This window comes from Klebsiella michiganensis (assembly GCA_000963575.1).
GTDB classification, from domain to species: Bacteria; Pseudomonadota; Gammaproteobacteria; order Enterobacterales; family Enterobacteriaceae; genus Cedecea; species Cedecea michiganensis_A.
The window spans coordinates 2,238,940-2,253,962 of record CP011077.1; the positions used below are offsets into that span (position 1 = coordinate 2,238,940).

A 15,023-nucleotide genomic window follows, 5' to 3' on the forward strand; every position below is an offset into this window, starting at 1 on the left:
GAGTTATGGCGTGCAAACGCCTCGTCATATAACGCTGACGATAACCCGGTAAGCCCGAGAGAAGGGATTCAGTAAGTTTCTTCGCTCAAGCCGAAGTTATCGCAGCACGGAACCGATAACGCTTGAGCAGAGACGATCGCCAAAAGTATGCGAACGGTTAAAGCGCTCACAAGACATCATGGGGATCCTCCTTATATATGTTGAGTGAATGGGTGAGCGGATTTTAGCGGGAAAGTTAATGGGTTGCCACCTGCCAGAATTTGTTGCGAATCACTTTAGTGCGGCATCGCTTCTTATCCTCACCCTCTCCCTGGAAGGGAGAGGGAATAGATGACCTGCTGTTTTGACCTGTTGTTTCTCCCTCGCTCCCTTGGGGAGATGAAATAAACAATGCTTCCCATAGCTTTTGTTTGCCCCCTCTCCCCTTTGGGGAGAGGGCCGGGGTGAGGGGCTGACGCCCCCCAAATTCACCCCAGCAGCTTCACCAGTGTCTGCCGCTGCTTCTCGTTAATATCCAGCGGGTTTTGATAGCCGATATTCTCCGTTGCCCGGGTATACAGCGCGACCAGCCAGTCGTACACGTAACTGGCGTTGCCGCGCGTAGGCTGTTCACCCAGTTTAGTCAGGCGGCGGCTGATATCGGCCTGTGCGGGAGGGGCAAACACCGCTTGGCCTTTATTCACGCGGCTTGCAGGGCGACCAGCGACCGGGGCGCTGGCGTACCCCAGCCAGGCAATAAAATCACCCAGCACCGTGCTGGCGCGGGAAATATCCAGCTCAAGGCCCGAATCGCCGTTATGCATACTGCGTTCCAGCATCATCGGCACGTCCAGCCGGTAACTGGCCACGATCAGCACATCGCACAGCGCCTGAAGCTGGACGCTATCCAGGCCAAACTGGTGCGCGGCCTCACGTCGGTGGCCCAGCAGGCGCAGATGGTTTACCCAAAGCTGGTGCACGGCGCGGGCGTAGCTGATGCCGTCGGCCTGCGGGGCGAGGTGTTCGGCCGTGTCGGCAAACAAGTCTATCTCCAGCGCAAAACCTTCCGGTTTAGGCTGATGCTGCTGTTGATGCTGCAGCCATATCTGCTGCAGCGAATCCCGGGATGGCACAAGGCTTGCCAGTAAATTACCGTGCTGGGTGGCCCTGGCCTGCAGCGCGCGCACCAGATCTTCAGCCTGCTGGCGGGCCTGCTGAGGGGTGACCTGCTGCGCGTCAATAAAGCGCTGGAACAGCGCGACGGTTTGCGTCTCCAGGTCATGGCGCAGGGCGGCGATACGCTGCTCACGGCGGGTGGGATTTAGCGCATCGGTCAGCCATTCCACCAGGCGGTGCATATTCCTGCTGTCCAGCGCCTGCAGCGTGCCCCAGCGCTTACCGGGATAACCAACCAGGCGCTGAACGCCGTCATCCAGGCTGGCGCCAAGCGTAAAGCGGGCGTCAAACGGCGTGATGGCCCAGACCAGACCCGGCAGCGAGCTGTGGCCCGGACTTTGGGTGCTGTCTACCCACCATGCCAGGGCTTTCCCCGTCGCCTGAACGGCACTGCGCTCGGTGACAGCGTTGCATACAAGCAGCGTGTCCGGTTGAAGGCGAGTGGTGTACCAGCTTAGCTGATCCGCCGGGATATCCAGTAAATCGACGTTGGCCAGCGCTGACGGCTGACTAAGGGTGAAAATCACTTCGGCGCAAAGCTGCGCGAGGTCGCTCTGAGGCAGGCTGAGGTGTGACCCCGGCAGATTCCCCACCAGCGGGCAAACCATCACATCCGCCTGCTCCGGCGCATCTTCAGGGCCGGAAGGAATCAGAAAACCTTCGGCAGGAAGCAGGAAACTGTCCACCACCAGGCTTGCCGGGGCCAGAACCTGCGCCACACAGCCCAGATGCTGTAGTGCCTGTGCCAGCCGCAGCCAGGTTTCAGTCAGGGCGCTATCCTCGCCCCACAGCAGGGCGAACAGCGCGGCGCGATCTTCCGTCGAAAGATGAGGCGCAAGCTCGGCCATACGGTAGGCCACGCGCTCATCCAGATGGTGCTGGCGGCGCTGGAGACGGTGGTAGCCGTACAACAGATCGGCCGTTTGCTCACGGGTTAATCCCGGCGCCGGGGAGGAAAGACGGCGGGATTCCAGTTCGGTAAGCCGCAGGGCAACAGCGCTGGACGTTGCCAGGCGCGGTGCGTCAGAGGCGTGATATCGATTGATAAACTGCTGCGCCAGTTCGGCTTCGCTAAACAGCGTCAGCAGCAGCGGATAATTCTCCACTGCCGGTGCCGGCTGCGGGCTGAAACGCACCGCCATCGCCGCTGGCGTATGGCCGGGATTGATGTGCGTCAGGTAGTCCAGTCGCTTGTCGCCGAGCTGAATATCAATGCGGCCATTCGGGCTGCCCTGCAGGGTATTCAGCAGATGATTTTTGCCGTCCAGGGCGTGGCCATAAATCCCCAGCGTCAGCGGGGCGTCCTCCAGGGCGCTGATGCGGCGGTGGCGCTCGCTGAGCTGTTCGAGGCGGGCCAGCAGGCTGTCCGCTTCGTTATCGAGCAGCGGAGAAAAAGTGCGGGTCATCTGAACCCAGTTCACCAGATGGCTGAGAGAGGTCGTTAACTGCTTCATTTTTGGTATACGCTCCCGCTGTCTATCCAGTAATGCGTCGCCCCGCTGTAGCTGCCGGCGAGGGTGTTCAGTTTAAAACTCAGTTGATCGAGGGGGACTTTGCTGCCGTCCGACAGCCAGGCTTCGGCAAGGTGGAACGACTCGGCCTCGCGGGTCTGCTTCAGGCGCACGTTCAGCACGCCATCTCCGGCGATAGATTTCGCCAACTGGGGCGAGTTAATGGCCAGCGTGTAGAGCGGGGTGGCCGGCCAGCGGGCATTGTCCAGTTGTCGGAAGCCCAGGCAGGCGTTGCCGCGCAGCGGGAAATGGACTCGGGTGTCCAGGCTTGCCTGCGGGCTGTCGAGATCGATATCCCGGTACCAGACGTTGTCTTCCAGCAGCCGATCGTTGCCGTCCAGCATGCCGAGATAGCGGACGGTGGAATAGGCCTGAATATCGGCGGCCTTAAAGTTAAAGCTGGGTAAGCGCAGATCCATCGCCAGGCTGCACAGCATCGCGCCCACCGCGGCGGTAGATTTCGGGTTACCGATACGTCCCTGCTGACTGAACGGATACCATTCGTGGGTCTGGTAGTTATCGAGCCAGACGATGCGGTTAACCGGCACCGGCTGAAGGTGGCGCAGCAGCGCCTGCACACCCGGCAGGCACCCCGGGCGACCCGTTACCAGCAGCACGTCGCAGCAATAATGGTTGATGACTTCGCACAGCGCCTGCAGAGGCGCGGTGAGGGTAAACTGGCCCGCCAGCAGCGCATCCTGCAGGGCGGCAATTTCCGCCTGCAGGGGCACGCTCATAATGTCAAACTGCGGGGCATCGGCAGGGAGCTCGTGCTGCACCGCCTGCTGAACATAATTGATCACGTTGCGGGTTGGCGGCTGGGTCAACAGCTCGCCGAAGGTCGCCTCCAGCACCGCGTCCGGCTCTTCCGGGTCGCTCTCTTCCCAGAACGAAAGCACCGCATGCCCAAGTGGAATAAACAGCTGCAGCGCGGTTTGCTGGCGCAGCGTCGCGCGGGTGTCCATCCGGCCGGACTCCCCGAACAGGGTGGTCATCAGGCCCGCAGCATCGGCCACGCCCGCTTTGTGAATATGCGCCTGCAGCGCTGGCAGCACGCAGCGTTGAATCACGTCCAGTAAAATATCGTCTCCGGCAACCTTAAAGCCTTCGCGGAACAGCAGTCGCGGCGCAATTTTCACGTTGCTGCCCACGCCGTCATCCAACTGGTACTGGGTGATCGCCATATCGGTTGTGCCGCCGCCGATGTCAATCGAGGCTACGCGCAGGGTTTTGCCGGCGGGTTCATCCGGCGTCAGGGCGCGGTCGGGGCGGGCGAGGCTTTCAAAGAAGCGCCCGGTTTGCCCGGCGTAGTTAACCAGCGCCTCGTTATACAGCCAGACAAGCTGGCCGCAGGTCGCTTCGTCCCACTCCATTTGCACTTCTGGTACCGGCACGATGCTTTTCTTTTTGTCACGTTCGAGGGTGAAGCCTTCGTCTGTAGGGTGCCAGTCCATAGCTTTCCATACCAGGCCGACGGCCTCCTGCATGCGCTGGCGGAACAGCTCGCGCTCCGGTTTTGGCATGGCGGAAGGCAGGGTCAGGATAAGGTTACGCAACTGACGGGGCGAGGTCGGGTGGCCCATGCTCTGACGGGAGCCGATACTGTTGATTTGCATCAGCGCCTGGGAGAGCAGCTCGCACAGCATCAGGGTCATCAGCGAACTGCGGCTGTACTGGGGGGAAAACACCGGCAGGCGTTCGTCCATCGGCAGGGCGTAAAGCGGCTGGCCGTCGTCGTTCATCAGGTTCATCAGCGGGAACGCGGTAGCCAGAGGTTCTCGCTGGGTTTTCACACCCATCTGACTGAAGCGCCAGTCCTGGCTGGCTGGCGTCACGTCCCACAGGTAGCGGCGCGGGCTGGATATTCCGCTGGCGCCTTCGGTACCCAGGCGAGCGCAGGCCATGCGGCGGGCTTCGTCGCCCACGCGGGCAATTGATGGCCAGACAAAGGCGTCGTCGCGTCCGCTTTCGACGGAAAAGTGCTGCTTGCCGAATTTTGCCTCGCTGAACTCCAGGCGGCTGGTAAACATCGCGTCGTTGATGAGCTGCGGTTCACTCAGGGAGCGGATCTGCAGCTCGGCGGTCTGGCGCAGGCCATCGTTCTCTTCGCCGTGGTCTTCGATCAGGACGCCGCAGGTGTGGGTGTTCCCCACATCCAGCACCAAATCTACGTCAATCGGCGGGGATTGCAGCGTGGCGGAGACGATCTTCACTTCCGGTACGGCCAGTTGATTACCGATAAGTTCCAGAATATTCAGGTAGTGAGCCTGATATTCAAAGGCTTTCATCGCGGCGGCCAGTTCGCGCTCGGTGCGCTCTTCCTCGCGGGTCGCAAACTGAGTGAAGATTTCGCGCAGCCAGCCGTCAACCCAGGCCTGGTCGAGAAAATCTTTTATCTCGTGGTTATGCCAGGCCAACGCAAAACGGGCGCCGTTACGCACGTCGTTTTCCGTCGGTGCCAGGTGTGCCGCCGGGTGATCATCAGCGTAAATCTTGCTGTCCAGCGCGATGCTGATGCGCACCGTATTGCCCGCAGAATCCGGCGTCTCCAGCACCCGCACCTGCACCCGAGCCCAGTTATCCGGGCCGCCCACGAAGGTACGAGGTGGGTTAAACCGCAGGAACGGGAGCGGCAGCCAGGTTTTGTCCATCACCCGCAGGGAGTGGCCAAGCGTAATGGTGCTTTCGGGTTTCACCACTTCTGGCGCCGCGCCGTGCTCACCCGGCAGGGTAAATTTCCCCGGCACAACATCATAATCAAGGCGTAATAGCGGGCCGTTGGCGGTCTGGCGGACAAAGCGTCCGGCGTGGGCGGCGTTAGTCTGTGGCGCAAGGCCAAAGTCCAGGAACTGGATCCCGCTGTCTTTAATGAGCGTGACGCTCGGCTTGTAGTGAAAAAGGGTCGCCAGCATGATCAGTTACTCACTTTTCGGAAGGTGATCGGTATGACTTTGTCGCCTTCGTAGCGGCCGGTGCAAACGGCGGCGCCGTTGCTGCCGGTTTTACAGGTCACTTCCGGCATCGGGTAGCGGGTGCCGTCGCTGCAGCGGGCGCTGCCACGGGTTTTAATCATCAGGGCGCCGTTCTGATGCAGGCCGGAAAACACCTCTGCTTTACAGACGATGTTATCGCCATGCACCAGGCGCACCGTGCCTTTGTTGTTGGCTATCTGGTAACGCAGGCTTGGCGCTTTGCCGGTTATCGGGTCGCTGAAATTGATTTGTGCCCGCCAGGTGCCGTTGAGGAATTTGGTGGAGCCCATTTTTAGGGCTTCTGCAGGTAAAATTAACGCATTTTTCGGCACGTCCGCCGCGACGGGGATCGGCTCAGGAGCCGCCTCTGGCGTTACGGCCGGCGCAGGTTCTGGTTTAGGTGGCACAATAACTTCGGCAGGCGTTAGCGGCAGAGTGGTTTTTGCCACGTCGACAGCCTGAATTGGCGCAGGAGCAATAGGCTTAGGTGGGACTTCAGCCTGGGCGGTTGCCACCGGCGCGGTCTGGCTACCGCTAAGCAGCAGATAACCTACGGGGGCCGCAATGGCGACGGCAATCACGGCGGCTACCGGCAGCAGCCAGCGGCGGCGAGGTTTCGCGGCTATAGCTGCGGGTTCCGGGCGCGGGGCCGGTTTTACTTCTTCCATCGCCGGCGTTTTCGCCGCTGTGAGCGCCGAGAGGCTATACACCGGTGAATTGTCATCTGCCTGAACGGTCATCGGGGTTTCAAGCAGCGGCTTTTCTGGCTCGCTTATCTCTACCGGCAGCGGCTCCGGCTCCGGCATCACTTCTTCCGGGATAAACGCGATTTCAGGCTCGCGCGGCTCAACAATCCGCAGGCATTCCAGCACATCGTCCCGTGCGCCCTGGTTAAGATTTACAAAACCCCAGAAGGTAATCACCGGCTTGCCGTTCACCAGGTAGACGTGCTGACTACCGGGAAACTGCAGGGCTTTCTCCAGCAGCGCGCCAAAAAGACGTATTGAGGTTTTTTCCGCTTGCTGGCAGCGCGCGCTGAGGGAAGCCACGTTAGATAAACAGTTATCCAGATAGCGAAGGGCGGTACGGCGCTCTTCATCGCTGGCGGCGGCCCAGCTGGTGACGCTGCCTTCCTGAGGTGCATACCAGTCGACGCGGTCGCCTTCGTCGTTAGGCTGGGGAATGGCCAGCGCATCGGCGACGGCCTGCTGTTTACGAAGGCGTAAGGTTTCGCGTATTTGAAACGCGGAATCAAACACTGCCTGACCGTTTTCGCCCAGCGCGAGAAAGTCATCCAGGCATCCGCTGCGCAATAATGTTTTTGCCACGTCATCAATCCTGCTGTTAACGGCTCACCCGAGAGCCATCTTCACGCTTTACAGTTTAACGAAGCGGCCCTAAGTCAAACGGCAGAAGAGACGGCAAAATGGGTAAATTATCTGGCTATTGTACAAAATGGGACGGTAAGATGTGGACGATACTTACCCGGAAGTAAGTCACTTACCGGTGGGTAACTTCTTGACCAGAAAGAAAAATACAGACACGATGACCCCAGTTTCACGGCCTTCTGGCCGGGGCTTTCCCTTTAACCATGTCGAGAAACATTATGGCTAAAATCGCTGTTATTTACTTTTCCGGATACGGCCACACCAAGCGTGTGGCAGAGCACGTTGCCCAGGGGGCAAACGCCGACCTGATAGCCGTTGACAGCAACGGCGATATTCAGGAAGCGGACTGGCAAAAACTGAACGAAGCCAAAGGGATCATCTTTGGGGCGCCGACCTATATGGGCAACGTGCCGTGGCAGTTCAAGAAATTTGCCGATGCCTCGTCCAAAGTCTGGTTTACCCGTGGCTGGCAGGACAAAGTGTTCGGCGGCTTTACCAACAGCGCCAGCCTGAACGGCGACAAGCAGGTGAGCCTGCAGTGGATGCAAACCCTGGCTTCTCAGCACGGTGGCATTTGGGTGAGCCTCGGCCAGTTGCCGGCTAACACGCTGGCGGCGACCCGTGAAGACGCTAACAACCTGGGCGGCTCCGTAGGGCTGCTGGTCCAGTCTCCTGCTGACGCGGGTGCCGAGCAAATTGCCCAGGGTGACCTGGACACCGCCGTGAAATATGGCGCCCGCGTGGCGGATATTGCTGCCCGCCTGAGCTAACGTTTCTCTTCTTATCTCTAAAGCGCCTGCGGGCGCTTTTGTCTTTGGCTTCTTTCTCAGTAATTACCCCTGGTTATTGTCAGTTGTATTCACCAGATAAATACTTATCATGATAATTATCATAGTGACTATTTGCGTGGAAACTACCCAATGCATGACGATAAGTACGACATTGTCGACTTTCCCGATCGCCCGCTGGGGATGCGCCTGGCGATGCTGGTGCGACTGTGGCGTGGCATCGTGGATGACGCCGTGGCGTTTACCGGCCTGACCCAAAGTAGCTGGACAACGCTGATGCAGCTCAGCGTGGCGGGAGAGAAAATCACCGTTACGGATCTGGCCCGGGCGCAGGGCATTGACCTGCCACCTTTGATGCGCACGCTGGCACAGCTTGAAAAAGAGGGCTATGTCACCCGCACGCCGGACGAAAAAGACAGGCGGGTGAAATTTATCTCGCTGACGCCCTCAGGGCAAAAAGCGATCAAGGCGGTAAGTGAAACGGTCGAACGCTGTCAGGCTCAGGTCGCACAGGGTATTCCGGCGCAGCAAATAGAACAGTTCAGCCAGACGGTAAACCTGCTGGCGGCCAACATGATTAAGATTCGGTAGTGCTTTCACGCCCGGCTTCCTGGCGTATTTCTCATTTAGCGAGTAGTTATGACCCCTGAACAACGATTTACCCGCTGGGTAAAAGTGACGCTGGCGCTTTTTGCCGCAATGTTTTGCTATTTCCTTGCCGCCGACATCTGGGTGCCGCAAACCCCGGACTCCACCGTGATGCGCGTGGTAACCCCGGTTTCTGCCCGGGTCTCGGGCTACGTGACCCATATCTACGTCAGCAACAACAGCGTGGTGAAGAAGGGGGATGTGCTGTTCGAGATCGACAATAAACCTTATCAAAATCAGCTGGAACGCGCGGAGATTGCCTATCAGCAAGCGATACTCGACAACCAGCAAATTGATGCCCAAATCAGCGCCGCCAGGGCAAAAATCAAAGCCGCTCAGTTGGATGCCGACAATGCCGGGCGCAGCTATCACCGCTTTAACGGACTAAGCAGCGGCAACCTCATTTCCAGACAGGATCTGGACGCGGCCTTGACGCGTTGGCAAAGCGCGGAGCAAAACGTCAACAACCTGCAGGCGGCTTTAGCGCAATTGGTGATTTCGCGGGGTGAACGAGGGGATCAAAACGTCACGCTGCAAAAATACCGCAACCTGCTGAACGACGCCCGGCTAAACCTGGATTACACCCGTGTGATCGCCAGCAGCGACGGCATCATCAGCAACTTACAGCTTAAAGAAGGCTGGTATGCGGGGGCCGGCTCGCCGACGCTGGCGCTGGTCAACGACAAGCTCGATATCGTGGCCGATTTCCGTGAAAAAAGCCTGAGCAAAACCCTGCCAGAGACGGCGGCAGACATCGTTTTTGACGGCCTGCCGGGGCAAGTTTTCAAAGCCCGGGTCACCAGCAAAGACGCGGGTGTTTTGCCGGGGCAGCAGGCCATCAACGGGCAGCTTTCCGCGCCGGAAACCTCCAATCGCTGGGTGAGGGACGCACAGCGTATGCGCATCCATTTGCTGCTGGACGACGGTGAAACGCCAGATCTGCCGGCGGGCGCGCGGGCTACGGTGCAACTCTACAATTCGTCATCTGCTTTTGCTTCGTTTATCGGCGGGATGCAAATCAGGCTGGTGAGCTACCTGCATTATGTTTATTAAATTTATTGTTGGTCCGCTGAAGCGCAATGCGCCGACGCCGTTCAGCGGCAATGATTTCCGCCACATGCTGCGCATCGTGATGGCGGGCTGCGTGGGGATGTTTGTCTACAGTTGGGTCAATACGCAGTACGGGGTGTTTTATGTGGTTTACCCGATCATGCTCACCGGACTGGTGCCCATTTTTAACGGCCACATTGCCCGGCAGATGATAGCCAACGCCTTGCTAAACTGTGTGGAAATGACGCTGCTGTTTGCGGTGCTGGCTAATTACCCGCTGCCGATGACGTTGATTGTTTTCCTGATGTACATGACACGCTTCTACCTGATGAGCCGGGGGCCGCTTTTTCTGTTTGGCTCAATGGGCGTGGTGTGTTTAAGCGTGATGGCGAATTTCCTGAGCTACCCGACAACTGACATGAGCGATCTGATGTTTTCTAACATCATTGGCAGTCTTTTGGCCGTGGGACTGTCGGCGCTTAGCTGCTATTTGCTGCCGGACGTAGAGCCGCGCAAGCCGCCGCCCGCGATTCAAAAGGATGGGCCAAGGGTGATGCATGAAACGCTGCTGGCTTCGATAACGGCGACCATTTTATTCACCGTGTTCCAGGTCTACACGCTGAATGATTCCCTGGCCGCGCTGATGGCCGGGATTTTTGCCCTGTTCCCCATGCATTTTCGCGGGGCGATTCTTTCCTCCTGGTGGCGCATTGTGGGGGTGATAGCCGGGTGTCTTTACGCGATTCTGGTGCAGCTGGTTATCTACGATTTTAGCCGCCACCTGATTCTACTGATGCCGTTGATTAGCCTCGGCCTGCTGCTGGCCGCGCGAATTCACGTTTTTGAGAAGGTCGGGCCGGGCGTGGGCTTTTCTATTCTGACAACGCTGGCGCTGATGTTCGGGCAATACATGCACCCTAACCAGGACATTGTTTTTAGCGCGCTGTACCGTATTTCATCGGTATCGGTGGCGATTGTCGGCACGCTGGCCGTGACCTTTATTATTCATAAGATACTGAATAACTTCGCCTCAACGCGCTATATCGTGAAATAACGTTAGTCCTGTTCCGGCCAGTCGCGGGTAATTCCCGGCTGGACAGGGCGCTCAAGATAGGTGGACAGCACGATATAGGTTCTGGTCGCCACCACGCCGTTGATCTCATACAGGTGTGCCAGCAGGGCCTCAAGCGCCCTTGAGTCCTCCGTACGGACCTTCAGCAGCATGGAAGTGTCTCCGGCCACGGAATGGATCTCTTCCACTTCCGGGTAGGCGGATATTCGCAGCAGATCCGGCGTTTTTCCCCAGCCCTTGGTATCAATATGCACGAAGGCCAGCAGAGATTTACTGATGGCCTTGGGATCGAGTAGCGCCGCCGTCTGCTGAATCACACCTGACCGCTTCAGGCGTTTGACTCTTTCATGTACCGCCGGGGCGGAAAGCGCGACCTTTTCACCGAGTTCGGCATAGCTGATGGTCGCATCCTCCACCAGGGCGCCTAATATTCTTCGGTCAGCGGCATCGATAGTTCGCTCTGCCGCACCGTTCTGCTTAATACTGTCTGTTTCTTTTTTCATATTGCCCCTAGCTAATGACGCTGAATTTCATTCGGATAAAATTGGTTTTTATCGAATGTAAGTCAAGTTCAATCATTACCAGGAAGCGAAATGAAAAACAGCCAGTGTCTGGAACTGCATCCAGAGCCGTCTCTGTCTCCCGCCAAAGCCGTGTATGTGCTGACCGGCTGCGTCGGCGTTATCGGCGCTAACTCAATGGTGTTGGGCCCTATTGCCCCCGCAGTAGCAGTGTCTATCGGAGCGGCTGTGCCTACGGTGATGATGGCCGCGGCGGCGTTTGGCCTGGGGACGGCGGCAAGCGCGCTTTTCCTGGCAAGGCTTATCGATCTCGTTGGCTCGGCGCGGATGCTCAAATTCACCATGCTGCTGCTGGGCGCGTCGCTGCTGCTTGGCGCGGCTTCGCCTTCCGTGGAGGTGTTTATTGCTGCCCAACTGTTTGCCGGGCTGGCTTCGGGGATCGCGCTGCCTGCGATTTACGCTAGCGCCGCCGCCATTGCTGAGCCGGGGCGTGAAAGCCGGACGATCGGCAAGGTGCTGACCGGCTGGACGCTGAGCATGATAGCCGGCGTGTCGTTTTCCGTTGTATTGACCGAGGTATTCAGCTGGCGCGCGGTGTATGTGTCGGTGAGCTGTCTTGCCGCCCTGGCGCTGATCGCGCTCATCAGGCTGAACATGCAGGATCGTCCAGCGGCGGGCATTGCCCCATCGCCACTGTCTGCCCTGGGGCTATCTGGCATGAAGTCACTGCTGGTGGTGTGCGGCGCATTTATGACCGCGTTTTACGGTATTTATGCCTACCTCGGCGATCATCTTCATCAAGATCTCGGCCTGCCGGTGACGGCCAACGGCGGGGTAGCGATTGCCTATGGGGCCGGGTTTGGCTGCGCAGCATTACTTGGCGGAATGGTGGATCGATTTGGCCCCAAACGCCTGATGCCGCCGGTGCTTTTGGTGGCAGCCCTGGTGTACCTGGGCCTGGCGATGTTCGGCGGCTCGCTGGTGGGGGTTATCTGCCTGCTGTTTGTTCTGGGCCTGGTGAACCACCTTGGTGTGAATTTGCTGATTCAGCGCCTGACGGCCATCGACCCGGCTAAGCGCGGCACGCTGATGGGATTAAACAGTGCGGTGACGTACCTTGCGGTGTTTGCCGGCAGCAGCAGCTACGGGCCGCTTTATACCGATCATGGTTTTACCGCTATCTCGCTGGTCTCCCTGGCGCTGATGGTTATCGCAGTGCTGACCTGCCTGTGGCGTGATTCTGCCGGACAGAGCGTGAAGGTTGCGGATTAAAGCTTCTGAGTTATCGCTTTTTTATCTGAGACAAGCCGGATTGCCTGTGCTAATTCTGAAGCCATTATATGGTTGCAGAGGTCCGAAATATGAGTCAAAGATTGCCGATTTTACTGGTGCAAATGGGGCGGCCCCCGGAGGATATTCAGCAGGCCGTAGGGGATCAGCCGGCCTGGTTTGAGCAGGCGCTACAACACCCGGATGTCGAGTTGAACACCGTCAGGCCGTTTCTGGGCGAGCCTTTGCCTGCCCCTGGAAGCTTTCAGGCGGCGGTGATTTCGGGTTCATGGTCGATGGTGACGGAGCATGAGGCGTGGAGCGAGCGCACGGCAGAATGGGTGAAAGACGTCGTTGCCGCCGGCACGCCGCTGTTCGGCGTGTGCTACGGACATCAACTGATGGCTTACGCGCTCGGTGGGCGAGTGGACTACCATCCACGGGGCAGTGAAGTCGGGCAACTGCCGGTGGCGCTGACGGAAGCAGGGCGAGACGATCCGGCGCTGAGCCACCTGCCTGAGTCGTTCCCCGTCTTTTTAAGCCATGCGCAGAGCGTGCTGGCGCTGCCGCCAGGGGCGGTCTGTCTGGCGTCGTCGGCCCACGATCCTCATCAAATTATCCGCTACACCCCCACCGCGCTCTCGGTGCAGTTTCACCCGGAATTTACCGCGACGGTGATGCACAAAATTCTCGCCAGCCGCAGCGAGCAGGCGGCGCTGGGGAACGAAAATAAACAGGCATCGCCGAACGATATCAGTGGTACACCCGGGGCCAGAGCAATTTTGCAGCGTTTTGTTTTGTCATCGGCCTGAAGGCCCGCGTTAACCGCCATAATTGTATAGAAAGGGGAGGTTTGCCATTTGCTTGTCGCTAAGGGCTGTGCTGTTATTACTGTGAGAAATAATAAGTAGCTCAACCATTTGGCAAGCAAATATAAGGCAAACACTATGTCTAAAGGGAAAACACTGCTCGGCCTGCTGCTGAGCGCGCTCCTCCCGGCAGGAAGCGCGATGGCGGCGGCAAACAGCACGCTGGTCTACTGCTCAGAAGCCTCTCCTGAATCCTTTAACCCACAAATTGCCAGCTCCGGCCCAAGCTTTGTCGCCAGCTCGCAAACCCTGTATAACCGCCTGATTGATTTCAACCTGACCGACAACACGCCGGTGCCGTCGCTGGCGACGGAATGGAAAATCAGTCCCGACGGTAAAACCTATACGTTTACCCTGCGGCAGGGCGTGAAGTTCAACAGCAACAAGTTCTTTAAGCCAACGCGTGACTTCAACGCGGATGATGTTGTGTTCTCGGTCATGCGACAGAAGGACGCCAACAACCCATACCATAAGGTGTCGCAGGCGAACTACGAGTACTTCAACGACGTCGGCCTCGACAAGCTCATCGTTGACGTTAAAAAGCTGGATGACTATCACGTCCAGTTCACCCTGAGCGAACCGAATGCGGCGTTTCTCGCCGACTGGGGCATGGACTTTGCCTCTATTTTATCCGCCGAGTACGCGGATGCGATGCTGAAAGCCGGTACGCCAGAGCGCGTGGACAACAACCCAATCGGCACCGGGCCTTATGCACTGCAGGATTACAAAGTTGATTCCGTGATTCGCTACGTCGCCAACCCTAATTACTGGAAAGGCGAAGTCCCGACCAAACACCTGATTTTCTCCATCACGCCGAATGTGCAAACCCGCCTGGCGAAGCTGCAGAAAAACGAATGCCAGATTATCCCTGCGCCAAGCCCGGTGCAGTTTGACGCTATCAAGGCGGACAAAAATCTGGCGCTGCACAGCATTGATGGTCTGAACGTCGGTTACCTGGCGTTTAACACCAGCAAGAAGCCGTTCGATAATGCGCTGGTGCGCCAGGCGCTGAACTATGCGGTGGACAAAAAAGCCATCGTGAACGCCATCTTTATGGGGTCCGGCTCGGTGGCAAAGTCGCCGATCCCGCCAACCATGTTGGGCTACGATAAGGATCTGAAAGATTACGGCTACGATCCAGAAAAAGCCAAAGCGTTGCTGAAGCAGGCCGGGCTGGAGAAGGGCTTTGATACCGATCTGTGGTCGATGCCGGTGCAGCGCCCGTATAACCCGAACTCGCGTCGTATTGCCGAGATGATCCAGAGTGACTGGGCGAAAGTGGGCGTCAACGCCAAAATCGTCACCTTCGAATGGGGCGAATATCTGTCCGGGATGCGTAAAGGGGAACACTCCTCGGCGCTATTTGGCTGGATGTCCGATAACGGCGATCCGGATAACTTTGCCGATACCCTGCTGGGCTGCGGCAGCGTCGCCAGCGGCTCGAACGTTGCCCGCTGGTGTGACAAAAACTACGATTCACTGGTACAGAAAGCGAAGCTGACCAGCGACCCGGCCGCCCGCGCGAAGCTCTACGTCCAGGCGCAGCAGGTTTACTATCAGCAGGCGCCGTGGATTGCGCTGGCGAACGGTAAAACATTCTACGCCACCCGCAGCAACGTGAGCGGTTATACCGTTAGCCTCGCCGGGAGTGATTTCTCCAAAGCGAAGCTGGATTAAGAGGTATCGATCCTCACCCCGGCCTCTCCCTGGCAGGGAGAGGGGGAATACTGATGCCGGCTTTTTATTCTATCTCTCCCTGGCAGGGAGAGGGGGAATACTG

General features: G+C 58.2%; 11 protein-coding genes. 7 read left to right on the top strand and 4 right to left on the bottom strand.

The genetic code is table 11. The features are described 5' to 3' along the window. Positions 1-467: 467 nt before the first annotated feature. From VW41_10595 to VW41_10605, 3 genes are read right to left on the bottom strand one after another with little or no spacing between them, the layout of a single operon-like run. Positions 468-2,609 (bottom strand): hypothetical protein, encoded by a 2,142-nt coding sequence (locus VW41_10595; protein ID AJZ89448.1) that lies wholly within the window; start codon positions 2,607-2,609, stop codon positions 468-470. After that, positions 2,606-5,578, bottom strand: coding sequence for a virulence factor SrfB (locus tag VW41_10600; protein ID AJZ89449.1), 2,973 nt, complete (start codon positions 5,576-5,578; stop codon positions 2,606-2,608). The genes VW41_10595 and VW41_10600 overlap by 4 nt, the downstream gene beginning before the upstream one ends. 2 nt (positions 5,579-5,580) lie before the next feature. Continuing rightward, positions 5,581-6,966, bottom strand: coding sequence for a ssrAB activated protein (locus VW41_10605; protein ID AJZ89450.1), 1,386 nt, complete (start codon positions 6,964-6,966; stop codon positions 5,581-5,583). Between the two features lie 278 nt (positions 6,967-7,244). On the opposite strand from VW41_10605, the gene VW41_10610 reads away from it, so the two are divergent. From VW41_10610 to VW41_10625, 4 genes are all read left to right on the top strand, one after another. Further along, positions 7,245-7,796 carry an NADPH-dependent FMN reductase gene (locus VW41_10610; GenBank protein AJZ89451.1) on the top strand — a complete coding sequence of 184 codons (552 nt, stop codon included), beginning with the start codon at positions 7,245-7,247 and terminating at the stop codon, positions 7,794-7,796. A 150-nt stretch (positions 7,797-7,946) separates the two neighbouring features. Then, complete coding sequence (locus VW41_10615; GenBank protein AJZ89452.1) at positions 7,947-8,405, top strand: MarR family transcriptional regulator; 459 nt, start codon at positions 7,947-7,949, stop codon at positions 8,403-8,405. 48 nt (positions 8,406-8,453) lie between these two features. Then, complete coding sequence (locus VW41_10620; protein AJZ89453.1) at positions 8,454-9,515, top strand: hemolysin secretion protein D; 1,062 nt, start codon at positions 8,454-8,456, stop codon at positions 9,513-9,515. Next, positions 9,505-10,566 carry a 1,4-alpha-glucan branching protein gene (locus VW41_10625; protein AJZ89454.1) on the top strand — a complete coding sequence of 354 codons (1,062 nt, stop codon included), beginning with the start codon at positions 9,505-9,507 and terminating at the stop codon, positions 10,564-10,566. The genes VW41_10620 and VW41_10625 overlap by 11 nt, the downstream gene beginning before the upstream one ends. A 2-nt stretch (positions 10,567-10,568) precedes the next feature. On the opposite strand, the gene VW41_10630 is transcribed toward VW41_10625, so the two are convergent. Next, positions 10,569-11,087: an AsnC family transcriptional regulator gene (locus VW41_10630; protein AJZ89455.1), complete on the bottom strand. Its 519-nt coding sequence runs from the start codon at positions 11,085-11,087 to the stop codon at positions 10,569-10,571. Between the two features lie 90 nt (positions 11,088-11,177). Between VW41_10630 and VW41_10635 the strand changes: the two genes are divergently transcribed. The 3 genes from VW41_10635 to VW41_10645 all read left to right on the top strand — a co-directional run bounded on the left by VW41_10635 (position 11,178) and on the right by VW41_10645 (position 14,920). Beyond that, complete coding sequence (locus VW41_10635) at positions 11,178-12,377, top strand: transporter (protein ID AJZ89456.1); 1,200 nt, start codon at positions 11,178-11,180, stop codon at positions 12,375-12,377. An 89-nt stretch (positions 12,378-12,466) separates the two neighbouring features. After that, positions 12,467-13,186 carry a glutamine amidotransferase gene (locus VW41_10640; protein ID AJZ89457.1) on the top strand — a complete coding sequence of 240 codons (720 nt, stop codon included), beginning with the start codon at positions 12,467-12,469 and terminating at the stop codon, positions 13,184-13,186. A 135-nt stretch (positions 13,187-13,321) separates the two neighbouring features. After that, positions 13,322-14,920, top strand: a complete 1,599-nt coding sequence (locus VW41_10645; protein AJZ89458.1) for a peptide ABC transporter substrate-binding protein — start codon at positions 13,322-13,324, stop codon at positions 14,918-14,920. The last annotated feature ends 103 nt before the right edge of the window (positions 14,921-15,023 follow it).

Excerpts from the sequence above, each read along its gene's own strand:
- VW41_10615 (AJZ89452.1), top strand. The coding sequence starts at position 7,947 with ATGCATGACGATAAGTACGACATTGTCGACTTTCCCGATCGCCCGCTG.
- VW41_10620 (AJZ89453.1), top strand. The coding sequence starts at position 8,454 with ATGACCCCTGAACAACGATTTACCCGCTGGGTAAAAGTGACGCTGGCG.
- VW41_10610 (AJZ89451.1), top strand. The coding sequence starts at position 7,245 with ATGGCTAAAATCGCTGTTATTTACTTTTCCGGATACGGCCACACCAAG.
- VW41_10625 (AJZ89454.1), top strand. The coding sequence starts at position 9,505 with ATGTTTATTAAATTTATTGTTGGTCCGCTGAAGCGCAATGCGCCGACG.
- VW41_10630 (AJZ89455.1), bottom strand. The coding sequence starts at position 11,087 with ATGAAAAAAGAAACAGACAGTATTAAGCAGAACGGTGCGGCAGAGCGA.
- VW41_10635 (AJZ89456.1), top strand. The coding sequence starts at position 11,178 with ATGAAAAACAGCCAGTGTCTGGAACTGCATCCAGAGCCGTCTCTGTCT.
- VW41_10640 (AJZ89457.1), top strand. The coding sequence starts at position 12,467 with ATGAGTCAAAGATTGCCGATTTTACTGGTGCAAATGGGGCGGCCCCCG.
- VW41_10600 (AJZ89449.1), bottom strand. The coding sequence starts at position 5,578 with ATGCTGGCGACCCTTTTTCACTACAAGCCGAGCGTCACGCTCATTAAA.
- VW41_10645 (AJZ89458.1), top strand. The coding sequence starts at position 13,322 with ATGTCTAAAGGGAAAACACTGCTCGGCCTGCTGCTGAGCGCGCTCCTC.
- VW41_10595 (AJZ89448.1), bottom strand. The coding sequence starts at position 2,609 with ATGAAGCAGTTAACGACCTCTCTCAGCCATCTGGTGAACTGGGTTCAG.